Source organism: Streptomyces sp. NPDC001536, assembly GCF_042894505.1.
GTDB lineage: Bacteria > Actinomycetota > Actinomycetes > Streptomycetales > Streptomycetaceae > Streptomyces.
In genome coordinates, this window is sequence record NZ_JBIAVQ010000010.1 from 358,259 (window position 1) to 378,518 (window position 20,260).

Sequence of the window (20,260 nt, forward strand, 5' to 3'; positions counted from 1 at the left end):
TTGCCACAGCTGTACGACGTCGATCGGTGCACACCTGGAGGAGCCGGTGCCCCCCACCTCTCGCCCGTTGCGCAAGCTGGGCTTCCTGACCATCGGTCTCTTCGACGACGCGGATCCGCGCCGCGGCCACGAGTCCACGCTGGAGATCATCGAACTGGGCGAGCGGCTCGGCTTCGACAGCGCCTGGCTGCGCCACCGGCACCTCCAGTACGGCATCTCCTCCCCGGTCGCGGTCATGGCGGCGGCCTCGCAGCGCACGAGCCGGATCGAACTGGGCACCGCGGTCATCCCGCTCGGCTGGGAGAACCCGCTGCGGCTGGCCGAGGACCTGGCGACGGTCGACCTCCTGTCCGGCGGCCGGATCAACCCGGGCGTGAGCGTGGGCCCGCCGATGCACTACGACCAGGTCAAGGACGCGCTCTACCCGGACACCGGCGACGTCGAGGACTTCTCCTACGAGCGGGTGCGGCGGCTGCTGGACTTCGTGCGCGGCAAGCCGGCGACCGACTTCAGCGGGGTCGAGGGCTTCGAGGTGTTCTCGGACCGGGTGCAACCGCACTCCCCCGGCCTGGGCCGCCGCCTCTGGTACGGCGGCGGCAGTCTGAGCTCGGCGCGCTGGGCCGGCGAGCACGGTATGAACTTCCTGACCAGCAGTGTCGTCAAGGCCGAAGACCCAGCCGAGACAACGGACTTCGCGCAGATCCAGCTCTCCCACATCCGCGCCTTCCGCGCCCACCACCCCGACGGCGAGGCCGCCCGCGTCTCCCAGGGCCTGGTCGTCATCCCCACCGACTCGGCCACACCCGAACAGCGCGCGCGGTACGAGGAGTACGCGGCGAAGCGCACCCCACGCACCACGTCACCGCAGGGCCCGGCCCGTCTGCTGTTCGCGCCGGACATCGTCGGCACCTCGGCCGAGATCGCCGAACGGCTGCACGCACACGCCGCGTTCCGCGAGGTCGACGAGGTCGCGTTCGCGCTGCCGTTCACCTTCGAGCACGAGGACTACGTGCAGATCCTCACGGACATGGCCACACGGCTCGGTCCGGCACTGGGCTGGCAGCCGTCCGCCTGACGCAGCGGCGCCCGGTCTGCCGTACCACGGCCCGGCTGATGCGCTCGCTGCGGGCCGATCCCGCCGAGACCCCGGCCATGTCCCCCGAGCCGGCGAGCCTGTCCCCACGCGAACGGGGCATGCTCGCCCTGATCGGGGAGCGGCTCACCGATCGCGGGATCGGCAAGAAGCTCTTCCTGTCGGAGAAGACCGTCAAGAACCACATCAGCCGGCTGCCGGCCAAGGTGGGCGTCCAGTGGCTCGTCCAGGCAGCCGTGATCGCCTCCCCGTCGGATCCGCCGCACACCGGCGAGCGCCCCGGAAGGTGAACCCCGGGCGGAGTCGCCGACGCCTCACCAGCGTCCCACCTCCGTGCCGACGACCGGCTCCGACGGCTTGCCGTCCACGCCCACCGGGACGTCCCCGGCGAGCATCACCCGGTGCATGGTCCGTGGGAAGCCGAGGTGGGCGTTGTCGCCGGGGGCGAGGTGGATGGTGGCACGGTTGTCCCAGAAGGCCACACTGCCCGGCTCCCAGCGGAAACGGACGGTGTATTCGGGCCGGACGGCCTGTTCCAGGAGCATGTCCAGGATCGCGGTGCTCTCGGCTCGGGAGATGTCGGCGATCTGCTCGACGTAGTAGCCGTTGACGTAAAGGATCCGCTCGCCGGTCTCGGGATGGACCCGCACCAGGGGGTGCAGCGAGGCGACCTGGTGGTCCAGCAGATGGCGGACGTAGGCGTCGTCGCCGGGACGGGGCTGATAGCCGACGCCGAGGCGGTGTTCCACGCGCAGTCCGGCCACGAACTCCCGTACCGGCGCCGAGAGTCCGGCGTACGCGGCGGCCAGATTGGACCAGGTCGTGTCGCCGCCGTACGGCGGTACGGTCTCGGCGCGCAGGATGGTCGCGGCCGGCGGATCGATACGGGCGCCGTGGTCGCAGTGCCAGCCGCGCAGCAGGGTGTGCCGGCGCCGCTGGAGCCACTCGTCGTGCTCCATGCCGAACCTGCCGCCCAGTTCCAGCCGGTCGGCGGTCGTCTCCACCTCGGGAAAGTCCGGCGGCGAGGCGCTGCCCCGCTTCCGCAGCACGACCGGCTCACCGAACCGGCGGGCGAACGCCACATGCCCGGCGTGATCCAGCCGCTGCTCCCGGAAGAACACCACCTTCCAGCGCAGCACAGCCGACCGGATCGCGGCGACCACGGCGTCGTCGAGCTCCCCGGCGAGGTCGACGCCCGTGATCTCCGCCCCGATGTGCCCGGCGACCGGTCTCACCTCGATCCCCGGGATGTGCTCCGCCTGCGCCGTGCCGGTGTTCGTCGTCATGCGTGCTCCGTTGGTCGTCCGCGGCCGCTCACTGAAGATCGTGTCAGCGATCACGGGTCCTGGCGACAGGGCCTCGCCAGGATCACGTCCACCATCTCGGCCACGGGACGGCCGCTCGTGTCGACGCGGCACAGGCCGTGCGCGTCGACCGACTCCACCATCAGCTGCTGATACCGCACACTGCGGGCAAGGAACTTGTCCACCGGATGCCGCCGCTCCTCGTCCCTCGCTGATTCCCGCACGCGGGCGCCGAGCACCGCCTCGTCCGCGGTGAGCCAGACGGCCCGGGTGTGCGGGACGCTCAGCCCGGCGACCCGGTCCGGCCAGAGCGCCGAGCCCTCCAGCACGAGCCCGGGTCCGCCGCCCGTCGCGCGTTCGGTGATCAGCTCCTCGATCCGCGGCCACAGGCGCGCGTAGTGGTCGAGCACCGACCGGATCAGCTCGTCGACGGCGAGCGTCCCGTAGTGCTCGACGACATGCGCGGGCACCGTCCCCCATGGCCTCCCCGGATGCCGGGCCAGCCCGTCCGTCGAGCGGTACTCGAACCCGATCCGCTCCGCGACCGCCCGGGCCACGGTCGACTTGCCGGTGTGGGAGGTTCCCCCGATCAGTACTACGCGCATGTCACCGACCCTAGGCGTCCTTCGGCGCGGTACCGACCCGAACCCTCTCCCGGATACGTGAGTTCACGTCCTCACACGGCGAACTCCCGTATCACCACGTTCCGGAAGACCGCCGTCCCGTCGATCGTGAAGAGCGCGAGGCCCGTGTCGATCAGATAGGGGAAGACCTCCGAGGAGTGCACGTACCGGCCGTCGTCCACGAACATCTCGACGGACGTACGGTCGACCAGGATCCGCAGCCTCACCGTGCGGGCGCCCTGGTCGAAGGGGCTGTGGCTCTCCTGCCAGCGGCCGGAGGCGTCCGGGTTCACCGTGTTACGGCGGTTGAGGAAGGCGTAGTCACGGTAGATCCCGGCGTCGACGTGCCGGCCGCCGTCGGGCGAGCGGCGCAACTGGGCGCCCGCTCCCGTGAGTTGGTCCCAGGTGATCTCGCAGGTCAGCTCGTAGGCCGTGCCCGTGTAGTCCAGGAGGCGGGTGCCGCTCACCTCCAGGTCGCCCAGGCTCAGCGTCCGCGACACATAGGAGTCCAGCGCGGCCACCGGCCGTGAGGCCAGGTAGTACCCGCCCGAGGACGCGCGCTTCAGGGTGACCTCGCGGACGATCGAGTCGGTGCCGTTGAATCCGTCGGAGTCGATCGTGGGCGTGGTGTTCGCGTAGTCCCAGTTGTTGAGCCAGCCGATCGCGTACCGGGCGCCCTCGTCGAGCGTGCCGTCGGCGGCCCGCTTCTCGAAGGTGACGGCTCCGTACCAGTCCCAGCCGTGGTCGAGCCACTGCGGATCGCTCGCGTCGGCCGTGAACGTCGTGCCGTCGAAGGAGCCGGTCCAGTAGGCGTAGGTGTTGGGCAGCCCGGCGCCCTTGGCGTTGGCGCTCACGCCCAGCACCCATTTCCGTGTGCCGTCGTCCGCGGTGATCCGGAACAGGTCGGGGCACTCCAGGACGCCGATGCCGCCCTTGACGAATCCGCTGACGTACGTCCAGGACTTCAGGTCGGCCGAGTGGTAGAAGCCGACCTTGTCGTTCTCGGCGAGTGTCATCACCCAGCGGCCGCGTTCCTCGTCGCGGACGACCTTGGGGTCGCGGAAGTCGCGGACGCCGGGGTTGGGCAGGACCGGGTCGGTGCCGTGCGGGCGGAAGGTGCGTCCGCCGTCGGTGGAGTAGTACAGGAACTGCGCCTGGCGGTCGGTGCCACCGCCCGGTGACATCGTGACCAGCACGATCACCGCGCCCGCGCCGAATCCCGCGGTGTTGCCGGTGTCGACGACCGCCGAGCCCGACCAGGCGTCGCCGTTGACGGTGGTGTCCTTGGGGACGGCGATCCCCCGGTCGGTGAAGGAGACCAGGTCCCGGCTGGTGGCCAGCCGCCAGGCGGTCCCCGCCTCGGTGCCGCCGGTGAAGTAGTCCGGGTTGTACAGGTAGTAGTAGTGGTACTCGCCGTCGATCCACACCGGTCGCTGCGGGTCGTTCTTCCACTGGTCGGGGACCGTGAAGTGGTACGCGGCACGGTAACTCCCGCACGCGGCGGTCGCCTTGGGCTTCGCGGCGGCCGGGCCGGCGGCGGCCGGCAGCAGCACGGTCGCCGCGCCGACCGTCGTTCCCGCGAACAGCGCTCTCCTGGACAACCCACGCATCACACATCGTTCCTCTCGTCGAAACGGCGGCTCATGGGTCCAGGACTCTGAGACCTAACTCGTTAAAGGTCAAGGGGTGCACGACTCTTGACAGCACCGGGCGCCACTTCCCATCATCTGGGGCGTCAACCCTGAACTAACACGAGTTAGGCCCTTGGATGACCGACTCGCATCTCACCCGCCGCGCACTCATGCGGTACGGCGCCTACGGCGCGGGCGCCGCCGCGCTCGCCGGTACCGCCGCCAGTTGGGACCGGCTCACCGGAGCCGACATCCCCGGACGCGACGACGGCTCACTCGTCGTCGCCACACTCGGCCCCGCCTACGGCCCGGAGGCCGTGCGCACCCTGACCGAGGGCTTCAAGCAGGTCCACCCCGACATCAAGCTCCGCATCAACGCCGTGCAGGCCGTCGACTGGTCGGACTTCTTCGCGAAGATCCTCACCCAGATCGCGGCCGGCACCGCGCCGGATCTCGTGTACGTCGCGACCGAGGGCGTGCAGTTGTTCGCGCAGCGCCTCGGGGTCCCGCTGGACGACTGGGTCAAGCGGGACGCCGAGGAGCTGCGGGAGTACTTCTCCGACGTCCACCCCTCGCTGGTGGAGTCGATGATGTACGAGGGGAGCCTGTACCAGCTGCCGGTCGAGTTCAACGCGGCCGACATGTACCTCAACGACCAGGTGCTCAAGCGGGCGGGCGCGGACTTCCCGGCCCCCGACTGGACCCGCGACGACTTCACCACCCTGCTGCGGGACATGAAGAAGTCCAGCGGCTCCCAGTTCACGCCGTACTTCTGGACGAACCGGCTGTGGGGCGGTGTGGTCCCGTGGCTCTTCGCCAACGACACCAATCTGCTCGCCGAGTCCAAGGCGCCCGGCGGCACATGGCTGTGGGACTCCTTCTACCCGGCCGCCGAACGGCGGGGGCGCGGGGGCGGGTTCCGGTGGACCACCCCGCAGGCCACCCATGAGCGCGTGGAAGAGGCGTACGACTATCTCGCCTCCCTCATCCAGGAGGACCTGTGCTCCCGGCCCGAGGGGGGCAACGGCCAGAACCTCATCGGCGTGTTCTCCACGGGGCGTGTCGGGGTCACGCCCGCGGGTGGCTTCTGGGCGGGCGGCCTGCACCTGGCCGGCATGAAGTCCGACAGCTTCGATGTGCAGTACTTCCCGCGCTGGCGCACCCAGCGCATGCAGTTCGGCGCCGCCGGCTACGCGCTGCTGCGCACCTCGAAGCGGCAGGACGAGGCCTGGGAGTTCATCAAGTACGCGGCCCGCAGGGACACGCTGATGCGGCTCTTCCAGACCAACCAGACCACCCCGGCCCGCCGTTCGATGCTCACCGCCGACCGCTACCAGGAGATCGGCCCCAAGCACTGGCAGGTCTTCTACGACACCCTCGACAAGTTCCCCGACACCGGGCCCATCCCCGCCCCGCCGCAGGTGGCCGAGGTCGAGCAGGTGCTGCTCAAGCACACCGGCACCGCGCTGGCCTCCCGGCGTTCGGTGGCCCCGGCGCTGCGCCGGATGCAGGGCGATCTGGAGAAGGCCATGGAGCGTGACGTATGACGAACACTCAGATACCCGCGCCGGTCAGGACGTTCACCCCGCCCGAGGTCGCCACGCGGCCCTCGGCACGCGACCGCGGCACCCGGTTGCTGGCCACGCTCTTCCTGGCGCCCACCATCGTCGGCATCGTCGTCTTCACGGTCGTGCCGATCGTCGGCTCGGTGATCCTGAGCCTGTTCCACTGGAACGTGATCGACGACCCGAGCTTCGCCGGGGCCGCCAACTACCGTGAGGTGTTCGGCGATTCGACGGTGCTGGTCTCCTTCCGCAACACCCTGGTGTTCATGGTGTTCGCGGTCGCGCTGCAACTGCTGATCGCCCTGGTGCTGGCGCTCGCGGTCAACGGGCGGATGCCGGTGTGGCTGCGGTCGGTGTTCCGCTCGGCGTTCTTCTTCCCGCTGGTGCTGTCCGCCGCGTCGATCTCGGTGGTGATGAAGTACCTGTTCAACCAGGACTTCGGGGTCGTGAACTGGCTGCTGGGAACGGTCGGGATCGCCCCGGTGCCCTGGCTGACCTCCGAGAACGCGGCGATGGCGACGGTCGTCCTGGTGTATGTCTGGCAGCAGTTCGGGTTCTCGTTCCTGCTGTTCGTCGGGGGTCTCAACAACATCCCCAGGGAGATCCACGAGGCCTCCTCCCTCGACGGCGCGACCGGTCTGCGCAAGCACCTGAGCATCACCCTGCCCCTGCTCTCCCCCACCCTGCTGGTCGCGTCGGTGGTCGGGATCACCAACGCGCTCCAGGTCTTCGAGCAGCCGTACGTCCTGACCAACGGCGGTCCCGGTGACTCCACCCGGACCGTGGTGATGGTCATCTACGAGAGCGCGTTCGAGCAGCTGCGCTTCGGTGAGGCCTCGGCGGTGGGCGTGCTGCTGTTCGTGCTGATCATGGCGGTCACCGCCCTCCAGTTCCGGCTCAGCCGGCGTTTCGTCCACTACCAGTGAGCCGGGTGACCTCCATGAGCCAAGCGACCCTGAACCTGAGCCGTGCCCGCCACTCGCTCGCCCCCTGGGCGCGGATCACCGCGCTCGCCGTGTGCGCCCTGCTGACTCTCGGCCCGGTGATCTGGACCGTCTCCACGTCCCTGCGCACCCCGGCCGAGTCCTTCGACCTCCCACCGAAGATCATCCCGACGAACCCGACGGTGGAGTCGTACCGCGGGGTCTTCGACCAGATCGACGTCTGGCTTCTGGCGCTGAACTCCACGCTCGTGACCGCGCTGATCGCCGTCGGCCAGATGATCACCGCCGGTCTTGCCGGATACGCCTTCGCACGCCTCGAATTCCGGTTCAAGAAGCCGCTGTTCGGCCTGGTGCTGGCCACCATGATGGTGCCGTTGCAGGTGACCATCGTGCCGGTGTTCCTGGTGCTGAAGTCGATGAGCCTCACCGACACCCTGCTCGGACTGATCATCCCGGCCTTCCCGACCGCGTTCGGCACCTTCCTGATGCGCCAGTACTTCCTCGGCATGCCGAAGGACCTGGGCGAGGCGGCGATGCTGGACGGCTGCGGGCCCTGGCGGATCTTCCGGTCCGTGTACGCGCCGCTGGCCGCGCCCGGACTGGCCATCGTCGGTGTGCTGGCCTTCAACTACCACTGGAACGAGTTCTTCCGGCCCTTGATCCTGGAGACCTCCGGCCAGAACTACACCCTGCCGCTGGGGCTGGTCTCCCTCCAGGGCAACCTCGGCACCGGCTCCATCTCGGTGGTGCTCGCCGGTGTCGTGCTCTCCATGCTCCCCGCCGTCGCCGTGTTCCTCGTCGGCCAGCGCCCTCTCCGCGAGGGCATCACCTCCGCAGGAGTCAACCGTTGAGTCACACGCCCGACGCCCCCCGGTTCAGGGTCCGTCCGCCCGCGAACTGGATCAACGACCCCAACGGGCCGTTCCGTTGGCGCGATCGCCACCACCTGTTCTTCCAGCACAACCCGGACGCCCCGGTCCACGCGAACGTCCACTGGGGCCATGTCTCCAGCTCCGACCTCGCCCACTGGGAACATCATCCGGTCGCCCTCACCCCGACCCCGGGCGGCCCCGACGAGGCGGGCTGCTGGTCGGGGTGCGTGGTCGACGACGAGGGCGTGCCGACCGCCGTCTACACCGGCGTCGACCGGCACCACACGGGCCTCGGCTCGATCTGTCTGGCACGGGCGCTGATGCCTCAGGACGAGACCCTGACCGACTGGAAGCCGCTGCCCACGCCCGTGGTGACCGGCCCGCCGGCCGGCCTGGACGTGGTCATGTTCCGCGACCCGTTCGTCTTCCGCAGCGACGGCCGCAGGTGGGCGCTGGTCGGCGCGGGGCACGCCGACGGGACGCCGTCGGTGCTCGTGTACGACTGCGACGACCTGACCGACTGGCGGTTCGCCGGAGTGCTGCTGGACGGCGACGACCCGGTCGCGGTGGACGTGTTCGGGGACAAGGCCGTCGGCTGGGAGTGCCCGCAGCTGTATGCGACGGCGAGCGGGGAGTGGGTGCTCGTGGTGTCGCTGTGGGACGGGGACCCGTGCTCCACCGGCTATCTGACGGGACGTCTCCAGCCGTGCGGAGAGGGCGAGTTGCGCTTCGAGGCTCGCACCGGCGGCCGGCTGGACCACGGGCGGGACTTCTACGCGCCCGCCGTACTCCAGGAACCGGACCGGGCGTTGCTGTGGGGCTGGTCCTGGGAGGCCCGTGAGCAGGGCGAGGTCGATCGCGCCGGGTGGGCCGGGGTCCTGAGCGCGCCGAGGGTCGTCGACGTCCATGCGGACGGCGCCCTGAGCGTCGTACCGGCTCCGGAGCTCGAACTGCTGCGCGCGGCCGAGCCGTTCGCCACGGCACCGGGTCGTCCCACGACACTGCCGGACGCGTACGACCTGACCGTGACCGCGGCGACCAGGACCACCGTGAGTCTGCTGCGGTCCGCCTCGGGCGCCCTGCTGACGGTCCTGCTCGACCCGGACGAGGGCGCGGTGACGCTCGATCGCGCGGACTGGCCGCGGTCACGGCCGGACGGGTCGGCGCCGATCGTGGTGCGGGCGCCCGCCGGTGAGGTGCGGATCCTCGTCGACGGTTCGCTGTTCGAGCTGTTCGTCGACGGCCGGGCCACGGTCACCGAGCGGGTCTACCGGCGGCCGGACGATGTCCCCGAGCTGCTCGTCACGGGTCCCGGCGCCACGGTCACCGGCTGGGAGCTGGTCCCACCGACGCACGACTGATCACCGGGCAGGCCAGGCGCCGTACCGTCGCGGGCGGGGTCCTGCCGGTGTCGATGGAGTCGAGGAGGAGCCGCGCGGCGGCCTCGCCCATGGCCCGGTGGGGCAGCGCGACGGTGGTCAGGGCCGGGGTGAGGTAGGCGGCCATGTGTTCCTGGTCGTCGTAGCCGACCACCGACAGCATCTCGGGGACGGCGATGCCGAGACGGGTCGCGGCGTGCAGGACGCCTGCCGCGACCCGGTCGTTGTAGCAGAAGATCCCGGTGGGCCGCCGGTCGGCGGCGACGCCGTCGAGGACCCGCAGCGCGCCCTCGTACCCGCCGCTGATCTCGCCGCCGCTGCGCACCACCCACTCCTTGGGAACGGTGATGCCCTCGGCGCGCAGGGCGTCGCGGAAGCCGCGCAGCCGGTCGACGGAGGCCATGTCGTCCTGGCCGCCCACCATCGCGACCCTGCGGTGCCCCTCGTCCAGCAGCAGCCGGGCCGCCGTGCGGCCCCCGGCACGCTCGGCGGGGATGACGGCGGGCAGGGAGTCGTCCTCGGGGACGCAGTTGGCGAGGACGGAGTGGGTGCGGTGCAGGCCCTCGGGGACGCGCACCCGGCGCAGGGACATGGCCGCGTAGATGATGCCGTCCACCCGCCGGTCGAGGAGCTCGGCGACGGCGGCGTCCTCCTTGGCGGGGTCGCCGCCGGAGTCGACGGTCAGGACGAGGTGCTCGCTGTCCCAGGCGGTCTCCATCGCGCCGCGCAGCAGCCGGCCCGCGAAGGGCGAGGTGGCGATCTCATCGGTGACCAGGCCGATCACGGCCGTACGGCGGCGGCGCAGACCGCGGGCGACGGGGTCGGGGCGGTAGCCGAGCCGGGCGGCGGCCTGCCGGATGCGTTCCTGGGTGGCGGGCGAGATGTTGCCCTCGGCGCGCCCGTTGAACACGAAGGAGACCGCGGTGTGGGAGACCCCGGCGAGCCGGGCGACATCCTTCGACGTGGGACGTCCGCCCGGCTGCTGCTGCTCCTCGGTGCCGCCCATCGCGTCCGCCGCCCTCATCCCCCACCCGTCCGGTTGATCACGGCTCACCCTATCCGCGAGGCTGGGGGGACGACACGGTCGAGGGAAAAGGTCCAACAGTGATCGACAACCCGGTACACACGCTCAACGACGGTACGACGTTCCCGGCCATCGGGCTGGGCACCTGGCCCATGGACGACGCGGAGGCGGAGCGGGCGGTGGCGCAGGCCCTGCGGCTCGGCTACCGCCTGGTGGACACGGCGACGAACTACGGCAACGAGGCCGGGGTGGGCCTCGGTGTCACCCGCAGCGGTGTCCCGCGCGAGGAGATCGTCGTCGCGACGAAGCTCCCGGGCCGGCACCACGGCTACGAGGAGACGCTGGCCTCCTTCGAGGAGTCCCGCCGCCGCCTCGGTCTGGACCACGTGGACCTCTACCTCATCCACTGGCCGCTCCCCCGCGTCGACAAGTACGTCGACTCCTGGCGGGCCATGATCAAGCTCCGTGAGGAGGGCCTGGTCCGTTCCATCGGCGTCTCCAACTTCACGGCGGAGCACATCGAGCGGCTGGAGAAGGAGACCGGGGTCCTGCCCTCCGTCAACCAGATCGAGCTGCACCCCTTCCTCCGCCAGGACGAGCTGCGCGCCTTCCACACCGCCAAGGGCATCCGCACGGAGAGCTGGAGCCCGCTGGCCCCCGGCTCCACGCTGCTGGACGACCCGGTCGTGGCCGCGGTCGCCGAGGCCCACGGGGTGACGCCGGGGCAGGCCGTGCTGCGCTGGCACACACAGCTCGGCTCGGTCCCGATCCCGAAGTCGGCGGACCCCGACCGGCAGCGCGCGAACCTGGACATCTTCGGCTTCGAGCTCGACTCCGACCAGATGGCGGCCGTCGCCGACCGGGCCCAGGAGCGCCGGGGCGGGGATCCGGAGGTGCACGAGGAGTTCTGAGTTCTGCCGAAACCGGCCCCAACTGCCGTTCTCTGCCTCTATGTTCGCTGCGGAACATCATCGATCTTCCACTCAGCGTCAGGAGGCCCATATGCGCACCTCGCTCCGCGTCGGCATAACGGGGGCGGTGGCCGCGGCCGCCGCCCTCACCTGTGGCACCACCGCCCAGGCGACCCCGCCGGGCCCCGGCGTCACGGCCAGGCTGGTCAGCCAGGTCACCGTCGGGGGCACCGACTACACCGTCAGGGAGATCACCGTTCCGCCCGGCCAGGCCACCGGCTGGCACTACCACAGCGGCCCCGTGTACGGGTACGTGAAGCAGGGCACGCTCACCCACTACCACTCCGACTGCACCAGTGACGGGGTCTACCCGAAGGGCACCGTCGTCCGGGAGCCGGGCGGGCCGAGCGATGTCCACCTCGGCCGGAACCTGGGCGACACCCCGCTCGTCCTCGAGGTGCTGTACGTGCTGCCGCACGGATCGGCGTTCTCCGAGGACGTGCCGAACCCCGGCTGCGACTTCGAGTGATCAGTCCGGGGGCAGCGGCTGTTCGGCCCAGATCGTCTTGCCGGCGCCGGTCTGTCTGCTGCCCCAGCGCTGGGTGAGCTGGGCGACCAGCAGCAGTCCGCGCCCGCCTTCGTCGTAGGCGTGGGCACGGCGCAGATGCGGCGAGGTGGAGCTGCCGTCGGAGACCTCGCAGATGAGCGTGCGGTCGCGGATCAGCCGGAGCTGGATGGGCTCGGCGCCGTAGCGGATGGCGTTGGTGACCAGTTCGCTGACGACGAGTTCGGTGACGAAGGCGGCCTCGTCCAGGCCCCACGCGGTGAGTTGCTCGGTGGCGGCCTGGCGGGCGTCGGCCACCCGGGCGGGGTCGGGTGTGATGTCCCAGGTGGCGACCCGGTCGGCGCCGAGTGCGCGGGTGCGGGCCAGCAGGAGGGCCACGTCGTCGCTCGGCTCCTCCGGGAGCACGGCCTTGAGGACGGTGTCGCAGAGCGCGTCGAGGCTGCTGGCGCGTGCGGTGAGGGCGTGGCAGAGCTCGCCGGTGGCGTGGTCGATGTCGCGGTCGCGGTCCTCGATGAGGCCGTCGGTGTACAGGGCGACGACGGCGCCCTCGGGGAGTTCCACCTCGGTGGCCTCGAAGGGCAGCCCTCCGACGCCGAGCGGGGGTCCCGCGGACATGGCGATGAGTTCCGCGGTGCCGTCGGGCAGGACGAGAGCGGGCGCCGGATGGCCGGCGGCGGCGAGGGTGAGACGGCGCGACACCGGGTCGTAGACGGCGTAGAGGCAGGTCGCGCCGAGTTCCGCGATGTCGTCGTCACTGTCGTAGCCCGCCAGATGGGTGACCAGGTCGTCCAGGTGGGTGAGGAGTTCGTCGGGCGGCAGGTCCACGTCGGCGAGCGTGCGGACGGCCGTGCACAGGCGGCCCATCGTCGCCGAGGAGGCGATGCCGTGCCCGACGACGTCGCCGACGACGAGGGCGACGCGGCTGCCGGAGAGCGGGATGACGTCGAACCAGTCGCCGCCGATGCCCGCGAGGGATCCGGACGGCAGATAGCGGTGGGCGACCTCGACGGCGGCCTGCCCGGGCAGCCCCCGGGGCAGCAGGCTGTGCTGGAGGGCCAGCGCGGTCGTGCGCTCACGGGCGAAGCGGCGGGAGTTGTCGATGCAGACGGCGGCGCGGCTGGCCAGTTCCTCGGCGAGGGCGGCGTCGTCCTGGACGTAGGGGTCCGTGGGGCCGATGCGGACGGCGACGGCGACACCCAGCGTGATGCCGCGGGCCTTGAGCGGTACGGCCAGCATCGAGTGGGTGCCCTCGCGGTAGGGGCGGCCCTTGGGGGCGCGGGCGTTGCGCTCGCGGACCCAGCGGTCGAAGGACGGCTCGCCGACCCGGCTGAGCACGGCCCGGCCCTCGCGCAGGGCTCGCGCGGGCGGGGAGTACGGCGGGTAGACGTCCAGCGCGCCGAGGTGGACGGCGGCCTCCGGGGTGCCCTCGTGGGCGGAGCCGTGGGCGACGCGGCGCAGGACGACGTCCTGGGGCATGGCGCTGGGCGGTTCGTCCGGGCCGAGGACCCATTCGAGGAGGTCGACGCTGGTGAAGTCGGCGAACCGGGGGACGACGAGCGAGACCAGTTCCTCGGCGGTGCGGACCACGTCGAGGGTGGTGCCGATGGCGTCCGCGGCCTCGTTCAGCAGGGCCAGGCGCTGGCGGGCCCAGTGCTGCTCGGTGCTGTCGAAGGCGGCCAGGGCGACCCCGACCACGTCGTCGACGCCGTCGCGGACCGGCCACATCTCGATGTTCCAGGCGTGGTAGCGGTTGCCGGACGGGGCGCGGGTGTAGCTCTCGTAGTGGATGGGCTCGCCCGTCTCGGCGACGTGCCGCAGATGCCAGTGGAAGCCCTGGCTGTGCTCGGCCTCCTCCACGGTCTCCGGGAAGAACCGGCCGAGCAGGGCCTCCTCGGGTACCCCCATCACCTGGCAGGCGGCACCGTTGAGCCGCAGGTAGCGCTGTTGCGGATCGAAGACCGACATGGACATGGAGGCCTGCTGGAAGGCCTGCCCGGCGAGGGTCGGCTCCGCCCCGCCGGGCTGCTCGGCGGTGATCACGAACCCGCCGGGTGCACCGTCCGGGCCCAGCACCTCGCACGCCCTCAGCGGGAGGGCGACGGGGGTGCCGTCCCGGTGCCGCAGGACGACGGTGCCGGTCCGGGCCGCCAGGACGTCGGGCGACGGGTCCTCGGCGAGCAGCTCACGCACCGGGAGTCCCACGGCCTCCTCGGCCGGGTAGCCGGTCAGCCGCCGGGCACCGTCGCTCCACCCCGTCACCATGCCGCGCCCATCGATGATCGCCGCGGCCGAGGCGTGCTCCATATCGTCCAGGATGGTCCCTTTGCCGCACCGCAACAACCTCGGTACGGCTACCAGGACTCGTACGTCACTTGCGGTGGTCGCGCAGTGCCGCGAGCGCCCGGTCGGCGTGGGTGTTCATCCGCAGCTCGCTGCGGACGACCTCCAGGACGGTGCGGTCCTGCGCTATGACGAAGGTGACGCGCTTGGTCGGGGCCAGCGAGAACCCGCGGTTCACCCCGAACCGCTCCCGGATGGTCCCGTCGGCGTCGGACAGCAGCGGCATGCCGAGGGTGTGTTTGCCGGAGAACTCCTGCTGCCGCTCCACGGAGTCGCCGCTGATGCCGACGGGGCGGGCGCCGACGGCCTCGAACTCGGCCGCGAGATCGCGGAAGTGACAGGCCTCGGCGGTGCAGCCGGCGGTCATCGCCGCGGGGTAGAAGAACAGGACGACCGGCCCGTCGGCGAGCAGCGAGCTCAGGCTGCGCGGGGTGCCGGTCTCGTCGGGCAGCTCGAAGTCCTCGATCGTGTCGCCGACGTCTGTGCGCGCGCTCATGCCTGACCCTCCGTGTTCCGTGCGACGCTGCGGGCCCACAGGACGAGGGGCACCTGAAGCGGCAGCCGTGCGATCGCGGCGGCCTTCTGCGGGGTGGGGCGGTGGCGCCAGTCCACGGCCATCTTGACGTTCGCCGGGAAGACCCCGACGAAGAAGGCGGCGGAGGCCAGGGCGGCGGCCTTGCGGGTGCGGGGCGCCACGAGCCCGGCCGCCAGCGCGAACTCGGCGACACCGCTCGCGTAGGTCCAGGTCCGGGGCTTTCCGGGCAGGAACGTCGGGATGGTCGCGTCGAACGAGCGTGGCGCGGTGAAGTGGGTGACCCCCACGCCGGCCAGCAGACCGGCCAGCAGCAGGGGTGAGCGTCGGGACCCGGGCACGGTTCCTCCTATGGGGGGCTTGCCGCGCGATATTACTGGACGGTACAAGCAGGTCGTACGGCGGCCTCTTCGCTTACGGGGAAAGGCGGTTGCGGGTCCCGGGCGGGTGTCCGAAGGAGCGGCGGAAGACCTCGATGAAGGCGGGCTGCGCGAGCCGCGCGTCGGGGGTCAGACGGTGGTCGCGGGCTCCGTGTCGTCGTCGACGGCGTAGGCCAGGAAGTCGTCGACCATGCGGTGGAAGAGGGTGGCGAGCTGTCCCAGCTCCTGCGGATCCCACTCGGACAGGGCGAGCTGCATACCGCGCGCGCCGGCGTCCCGGACCCGGTCGATGGCCTGGCGGCCCGCCTCGGTGAGCTCGATGCGCTGAGCGCGGCGGTCGTCGGGGTCCGGCACGCGGGTGACGTATCCCGTCTTCTGGAGCTGCTGCACGGTGCGGGTCACGTGCGAGGCCTCCACACCGAGCCGGTTGGCCAGCTCCCCCGGGCGCAGCGGCTCGGAGTCGGCGACCTGGCGCAGCAGCGCCACGGCGGCCCGGTCCAGCGGCACTCCGGCCAGCGCCATCAGCCGGTCGTGCTGCCGGGCGCGCGTGCTCAGATAGGTGATGCGCGTCAGCGCCCGCTCGATCTCTATCACTTGCGGAGACGCGGGGCCTTCGGGGAGCTCGGGGAGCGATGGGGTGGCCATGCGAGCCACTTTACCATCTTGTTGCGTAACTCAAGTAATCTACTGCGTGCGTTTACGGCGGAACTACTGCGCTGATCGTACGTACGGCTCCCCGAGAGGGGGCGCCGAGGACCGCTCTCCTCGGCGCCCCTGCCTTCAGACCGCCGCCCGTACGGTCTCGTTCCATGCCGCGCCGGTCACGATGGCCTGGCGCCACAGCCGGATCGCCTTGGGCGGCATACCGACGGTGAGGGCGCCGCTCACCCGGTCGCCGGTGCGGTACACGGCGACGAACCGCCGTTCGGACAGGTCGCCCTCGACCACGGCGACCTCGTCGTGGCCGCGCAGGAAGCCGTACGCCTGGATCTTCATGTCGTACTGGTCGGACCAGAAGTACGGCACCGGCGCGAACGGCTTGCGCGCCTCGGGGTCGAGGAGGTTGCGGGCGGCGGCCATGCCCTGTTCGGCGGCGTTGGTGCGGTGCTCGATCCGCATCGACGTCCCGAACAGCGGGTTGTACCAGCGGGCCACGTCACCGGCCGCGTACACGTTCCGCGCGGCCTCGCAGTACTCGTCGCAGACCACGCCGTCGCCGACGGTCAGGCCGCTGCCGTCGAGCCACTCGGTGTTGGGCAGCGAGCCGACGGCGACCAGCACCTCGTCGGCCTCGATCACTTCGCCGCTCGCGAGCCGTACCCCGTCCTCGGTCACCTCGGTGACCGTGACCCCGCAGCGCAGGTTCACACCCCGGTCGAGGTGCGCCTGCGACAGCACCTGTCCGACCTCCGTGCCGACGGCGTGCGCCAGCGGCACCGGGGCCGGTTCCAGCAAGGTCACCTCGGCGCCGAGGCGCCAGGCCACCGCGGCGGCCTCCGCGCCGAGGAATCCGGCGCCGACCACGACCAGCCGCTGTCCCGGGCCCAGCCGGTCGCGCAGGGTCAGGGCGTCGTCCAGGGTCCGCAGCACATGCGCGCCCTCACCGGGCAGCCGGCGCGGCCGGACGCCGGTGGCGAGGATCAGTCCGTCATACGGCACCGCCGAGCCGTCGGCCAGGGACACCGTGCGCTCAGTGAGTTCGAGGCCGGTCGCGGGGACGCCGAGCCGCAGGTCGAGACCGAGGGCGGCCAAGTCCGCGGGGGTGCGCAGGTCCAGCCGCTCGGGCTGCCACTCGCCGGACAGCAGCTGCTTGGACAGTGGCGGGCGGTCGTACGGGACGAGGGGTTCGTCGCCGACGAGGGTGAGGGGGCCGTCGTAGCCCTCGCGGCGGAGCGTCTCGGCCGCCGCGAGTCCGGCGGCCGAGGCTCCGACGACGACGATCCGGTTCACTGCTGGACCAGTCGGATCGCGGCGGCCGGGCAGACCGCGACGGCTTCCTTGACGTCGTCGACGAGCGCGTCGCCGACCTCCTCCGCCAGCAGGATCGCGATGCCGTCGTCGTCCTGGTCGAAGACGTCCATCGCGGCGAGGACGCACTGCCCCGAGGCCACGCACTTGTCGGCTTCCAGCTCCACCTTCATGGGATTGCCCTTCTTGTCGCGGGTCGCTTGTTCGTTCGCGGGACGGGGAGCCGTCACCAGGCCACCGGCAGTTCGTGGACGCCGTAGATGAACGCGTCGTGCTTGAACTTCACGTCCTGGATGTCGCAGGCGAGCTTGAGGGTGGGGAGGCGCTTGTAGAGGGTGCCGTAGACGACCTGGAGCTCCATGCGTGCCAGGGGCTGGCCGAGGCACTGGTGGATGCCGAAGCCGAACGCGACGTGGCGGCGGGCGTCGCGGGTGATGTCGAGACGGTCGGGGTCCTCGAAGACCTCGGGGTCGCGGTTGCCGATCTCGTTGACCACGATGATGCCCTCGCCGGCCTTGATGACCTCTCCGGCGATCTCGATGTCCTCGGTGACCGCACGGCGGCGCCCCTGGTGGGTGATGTTCAGGTAGCGCAGCAGTTCCTCGACGGCCGAGGCCACCAGCTTGGGGTCGTCGCTCTCCCGCAGCAGGGCGAGCTGGTCGGGATGCTGGAGGAGGGCGGCGGTGCCGAGCGCGATCATGTTCGCGGTGGTCTCGTGTCCGGCGATCAGCAGGAGCAGCGACATCTCCGTGGCCTGCTGATGGTCGAGTTCGCCCGTGGTGATCCGGCCGGCGATGCTCGACAGCAGATCGTCCTCGGGCTCGGCGAGCCGCTTGCCGATCATCGTGGCCAGATAGCCGGCGATCTCCCGGGTCGCGACATTGCGCTGCTCGGGTGTCGCGGCGCTGCTGACCATCGTCTTGGTGTTGGACTGGAACATCTCGTGGTCCTCATAGGGCACTCCGAGCAGTTCGCAGATCACCAGTGAGGGGATGGGCAGGGCGAACGCCTCGACGAGGTCGACCGGTTGCGGACCCGCGAGGAGGTCGTCGATCAGGCCGTCCACGATCCGCTGCACGGCGGGCCTGAGGGCCTCGACCTTCTTGATGGCGAAGGGTGCCGTCACCAGGCGCCGCAGCCGGGCGTGTTCGGGGTCGTCCATCATGATGAAGCTGAGCTTGCCCTCGCTGCCCTCGGAGCTGGCCTTGGGCGGAAAGCCGGGGCGGTCGATGTCCGAGCTGACCCGGGCGTCACCCAGCAGGGCGCGCTGCTCGGCGTAGCGGGTCACGAGCCACGGTTCGCTGCCGTCCCACAGCCGCACCTTCGCCAACGGCCCCTGGTCCTGGAGCTCTTTGAGGCCGGGGGGCGGGTCGAAGGGGCAGCGGGCGGACCGCGGCATGGGGAACTCGGGCACAGCCAGTGCGTCGGCCATGGTTCTCCTCGGTGGTGGGGGCTCCGGTCGAGAGGCGGAGCGCCGGGGGGAAGGGGTGAGGCCTCGATGAGCACATGCAAACAGACGGGCCTGACGGGCTCCGGTCAGTTCCCTGACGGAAAGCTGACGTGACCCGGATCACATCCCTGCCGCCTCACCGAGGACAGCAGCAACTTCCCTGCCCCACGCAGCAGTTGCTCAGCCCTCCGCCTCGGACCGCCCCAGCCAGTACCCGAAACCCCGTCTGGTGTGGATCAGCGCCGGAGCTTCCCCATCCACTTTGCGCCGCAACCGGGACACAAGCTGCTCGATGGCGTTGTCGCCCCGGAGGTCGCCCCAGACGTACCGGCTGATCCGTTCCTTGGACAGCACCCGGTCGGCGTTGAGGAGGAAGTGGCGCAGCAGCCGGTACTCCGCGGGCGTGAGGTCCAGCGTCAGCGTTCCGCGGCGCGCCCGGCAGAGGTCGTCGTCGAGCACGAGGTCGCGGTAGCGCGGTCCGCCCTCCTGGGGTCGGACCGGATCCGCGCCGCGCAGCAACACCCGCATCCTGGCCAGGACTTCGGCCATTCGGAAGGGTTTGGTGACGTAGTCCTTCTCGCCCAGGCCGAGTTCGGGCAGGAGGCTGTCCAACGTGTCGTACGCGGTGAGGAACAGGACCGGCGGCCGGTGTGCGGCGGGCGGCGGGCGCCGACGGCCGAGGTCGGGGACGTCGGGCAGGGTCGTGTCGAGGAGGACGAGGTCGTAGCGGTACTCCGCGGCCCGCGTCAGCGCCTCGGTCCCGGTGGCGGCCACGGTGGTCCGGTAGCCCGCCAACTCCAGGGTAGTGGTGAGCAGTTCGGCCACGTCCGGCCCGCCGACGACCAGCACGTGCTGCCCGGAGCCACGCGCGAGCGCGGGCCTCTCATCGGTCACGCGCGGGCTCGGCCCTTTCCTGTGTCACCGGTGCCAGCCAGATGCCGACGACCGCGTCGGCGAGCCCGGTGGCGTAGTCGTGCCAACTGGAGCGTGCGGTGGGCCTGTTCTCGGCGAGGGCGCGCTCCCGTTCGGCGGGCAGGTGGATGAGCAGATGGCGTGCCATGTCGCCGCGTTCGGCACGGACCTCGGGAGGCAGGTCGGGCAGACAGCCGTCCAGTCCGTCGACGATCTGCCGCAGGGACGGGGAGGCCAGCGACTCCTCCACCATGATCCGGTGCAGTGCCGGGTCGGTCATCACCTGTGCGCAGAACCGCGCGAACCAGGTGGGGCCGTCCAGGGACGCGAGGTGCTCGGGGACCGGGCGGACCAGACAGTCCACCCAGTCCCGCAGGTCCGTGGAGTCGCCGATCGCGGCCAGCAGCCGGGCGCGGATCTCCTCGACGCGCTCGGCGTGCTTGCGGACGATGGCGCGGACGAGGTCGGCCTTGGTGCCGAAGTGGTAGCCGACAGCGGCGTTGTTGCCCTGCCCGGCGGCCTCGCTGACCTGGCGGTTGGAGACGGCGTAGACCCCGCGCTCGGCGAACAGCCGTTCGGCCGCAGTCAGGATCAGCTCCCGGGTCGCGCTGACCTGCTCCGCCCGTACCGCCCTGCCTGCCGCCATCATCACCATCGCACCGGGACTTCCCTCAGCCCTCCGACGGCCAGCCCCTCGAGCCGTCGCGGCTCCTCCGCCGCTACGGCGAGTTCCAAGGACGGAAGCCTACGCAACAGCACGTCGAGGA

At 71.1% G+C, this 20,260-nt stretch carries 20 protein-coding genes and 1 pseudogene; 8 read left to right on the forward strand and 13 right to left on the reverse strand.

What is annotated here, in order from left to right:
* Positions 1-46 precede the first annotated feature (46 nt).
* Together ACFY0U_RS27765 and ACFY0U_RS27770 are read left to right on the forward strand one after the other, a co-directional pair.
* A complete protein-coding gene (locus ACFY0U_RS27765; RefSeq protein WP_388640235.1) occupies positions 47-1,075 on the forward strand; it encodes an LLM class flavin-dependent oxidoreductase in 1,029 nt (342 codons plus the stop codon).
* A gap of 23 nt (positions 1,076-1,098) precedes the next feature.
* Positions 1,099-1,383 (forward strand): annotated as a pseudogene (locus tag ACFY0U_RS27770) (helix-turn-helix transcriptional regulator); the annotation flags it as partial.
* Between the two features lie 24 nt (positions 1,384-1,407).
* On the opposite strand, the gene ACFY0U_RS27775 reads toward ACFY0U_RS27770, so the two are convergent.
* From ACFY0U_RS27775 to ACFY0U_RS27785, 3 genes are all read right to left on the reverse strand, one after another.
* A complete protein-coding gene (locus tag ACFY0U_RS27775; protein ID WP_388640237.1) occupies positions 1,408-2,379 on the reverse strand; it encodes a TauD/TfdA dioxygenase family protein in 972 nt (323 codons plus the stop codon).
* 50 nt (positions 2,380-2,429) lie between these two features.
* On the reverse strand, positions 2,430-3,002 hold the full coding sequence (locus tag ACFY0U_RS27780; RefSeq protein WP_388640239.1) for a hypothetical protein: 573 nt from the start codon (positions 3,000-3,002) through the stop codon (positions 2,430-2,432).
* A 71-nt stretch (positions 3,003-3,073) separates the two neighbouring features.
* Complete coding sequence (locus ACFY0U_RS27785; protein ID WP_388640241.1) at positions 3,074-4,630, reverse strand: glycoside hydrolase family 32 protein; 1,557 nt, start codon at positions 4,628-4,630, stop codon at positions 3,074-3,076.
* A 158-nt stretch (positions 4,631-4,788) separates the two neighbouring features.
* On the opposite strand from ACFY0U_RS27785, the gene ACFY0U_RS27790 reads away from it, so the two are divergent.
* From ACFY0U_RS27790 to ACFY0U_RS27805, 4 genes are read left to right on the forward strand one after another with little or no spacing between them, the layout of a single operon-like run.
* On the forward strand, positions 4,789-6,198 hold the full coding sequence (locus tag ACFY0U_RS27790; RefSeq protein ID WP_388640243.1) for an extracellular solute-binding protein: 1,410 nt from the start codon (positions 4,789-4,791) through the stop codon (positions 6,196-6,198).
* Positions 6,195-7,142 carry a carbohydrate ABC transporter permease gene (locus ACFY0U_RS27795; protein WP_388640245.1) on the forward strand — a complete coding sequence of 316 codons (948 nt, stop codon included), beginning with the start codon at positions 6,195-6,197 and terminating at the stop codon, positions 7,140-7,142. Before ACFY0U_RS27790 ends, ACFY0U_RS27795 begins: the two co-directional genes overlap by 4 nt.
* A 14-nt stretch (positions 7,143-7,156) precedes the next feature.
* Positions 7,157-8,011, forward strand: coding sequence for a carbohydrate ABC transporter permease (locus ACFY0U_RS27800; RefSeq protein WP_388640247.1), 855 nt, complete (start codon positions 7,157-7,159; stop codon positions 8,009-8,011).
* Positions 8,008-9,393, forward strand: coding sequence for a glycoside hydrolase family 32 protein (locus ACFY0U_RS27805; RefSeq protein ID WP_388640248.1), 1,386 nt, complete (start codon positions 8,008-8,010; stop codon positions 9,391-9,393). The genes ACFY0U_RS27800 and ACFY0U_RS27805 overlap by 4 nt, the downstream gene beginning before the upstream one ends.
* Here the strand turns inward: ACFY0U_RS27805 and ACFY0U_RS27810 are convergent.
* A complete protein-coding gene (locus ACFY0U_RS27810) occupies positions 9,356-10,417 on the reverse strand; it encodes a LacI family DNA-binding transcriptional regulator (RefSeq protein WP_388640324.1) in 1,062 nt (353 codons plus the stop codon). The two genes, ACFY0U_RS27805 and ACFY0U_RS27810, sit on opposite strands and share 38 nt — an antisense overlap.
* 98 nt (positions 10,418-10,515) lie before the next feature.
* On the opposite strand from ACFY0U_RS27810, the gene ACFY0U_RS27815 reads away from it, so the two are divergent.
* Positions 10,516-11,346 carry an aldo/keto reductase gene (locus ACFY0U_RS27815; protein ID WP_388640250.1) on the forward strand — a complete coding sequence of 277 codons (831 nt, stop codon included), beginning with the start codon at positions 10,516-10,518 and terminating at the stop codon, positions 11,344-11,346.
* 91 nt (positions 11,347-11,437) lie between these two features.
* Positions 11,438-11,875, forward strand: a complete 438-nt coding sequence (locus ACFY0U_RS27820; protein WP_388640252.1) for a cupin domain-containing protein — start codon at positions 11,438-11,440, stop codon at positions 11,873-11,875.
* Here the strand turns inward: ACFY0U_RS27820 and ACFY0U_RS27825 are convergent, their stop codons facing one another.
* From ACFY0U_RS27825 to ACFY0U_RS27865, 9 genes are all read right to left on the reverse strand, one after another.
* Positions 11,876-14,215, reverse strand: a complete 2,340-nt coding sequence (locus ACFY0U_RS27825; protein ID WP_388640254.1) for a SpoIIE family protein phosphatase — start codon at positions 14,213-14,215, stop codon at positions 11,876-11,878.
* A gap of 64 nt (positions 14,216-14,279) precedes the next feature.
* Positions 14,280-14,747, reverse strand: coding sequence for a peroxiredoxin (locus ACFY0U_RS27830; protein WP_388640256.1), 468 nt, complete (start codon positions 14,745-14,747; stop codon positions 14,280-14,282).
* Entirely contained in the window at positions 14,744-15,124 is a 381-nt protein-coding gene (locus ACFY0U_RS27835; protein WP_388640258.1) for a DoxX family protein, read from the reverse strand. The genes ACFY0U_RS27830 and ACFY0U_RS27835 overlap by 4 nt, the downstream gene beginning before the upstream one ends.
* Before the next feature lie 168 nt (positions 15,125-15,292).
* The gene (locus ACFY0U_RS27840) at positions 15,293-15,808 is read right to left on the reverse strand and encodes a MarR family winged helix-turn-helix transcriptional regulator (protein WP_388640260.1); all 516 of its coding nucleotides are present in this window, start codon (positions 15,806-15,808) and stop codon (positions 15,293-15,295) included.
* 135 nt (positions 15,809-15,943) lie between these two features.
* Positions 15,944-17,113, reverse strand: a complete 1,170-nt coding sequence (locus tag ACFY0U_RS27845; protein ID WP_388640262.1) for an NAD(P)/FAD-dependent oxidoreductase — start codon at positions 17,111-17,113, stop codon at positions 15,944-15,946.
* Positions 17,110-17,304: a ferredoxin gene (locus ACFY0U_RS27850; RefSeq protein WP_388640326.1), complete on the reverse strand. Its 195-nt coding sequence runs from the start codon at positions 17,302-17,304 to the stop codon at positions 17,110-17,112. The genes ACFY0U_RS27845 and ACFY0U_RS27850 overlap by 4 nt, the downstream gene beginning before the upstream one ends.
* A 53-nt stretch (positions 17,305-17,357) precedes the next feature.
* Positions 17,358-18,563, reverse strand: coding sequence for a cytochrome P450 (locus ACFY0U_RS27855; protein ID WP_388640264.1), 1,206 nt, complete (start codon positions 18,561-18,563; stop codon positions 17,358-17,360).
* Between the two features lie 198 nt (positions 18,564-18,761).
* The gene (locus tag ACFY0U_RS27860; RefSeq protein WP_388640265.1) at positions 18,762-19,475 is read right to left on the reverse strand and encodes a response regulator transcription factor; all 714 of its coding nucleotides are present in this window, start codon (positions 19,473-19,475) and stop codon (positions 18,762-18,764) included.
* On the reverse strand, positions 19,465-20,148 hold the full coding sequence (locus tag ACFY0U_RS27865; protein ID WP_388640267.1) for a TetR/AcrR family transcriptional regulator: 684 nt from the start codon (positions 20,146-20,148) through the stop codon (positions 19,465-19,467). The genes ACFY0U_RS27860 and ACFY0U_RS27865 overlap by 11 nt, the downstream gene beginning before the upstream one ends.
* Between the last annotated feature and the right edge of the window lie 112 nt (positions 20,149-20,260).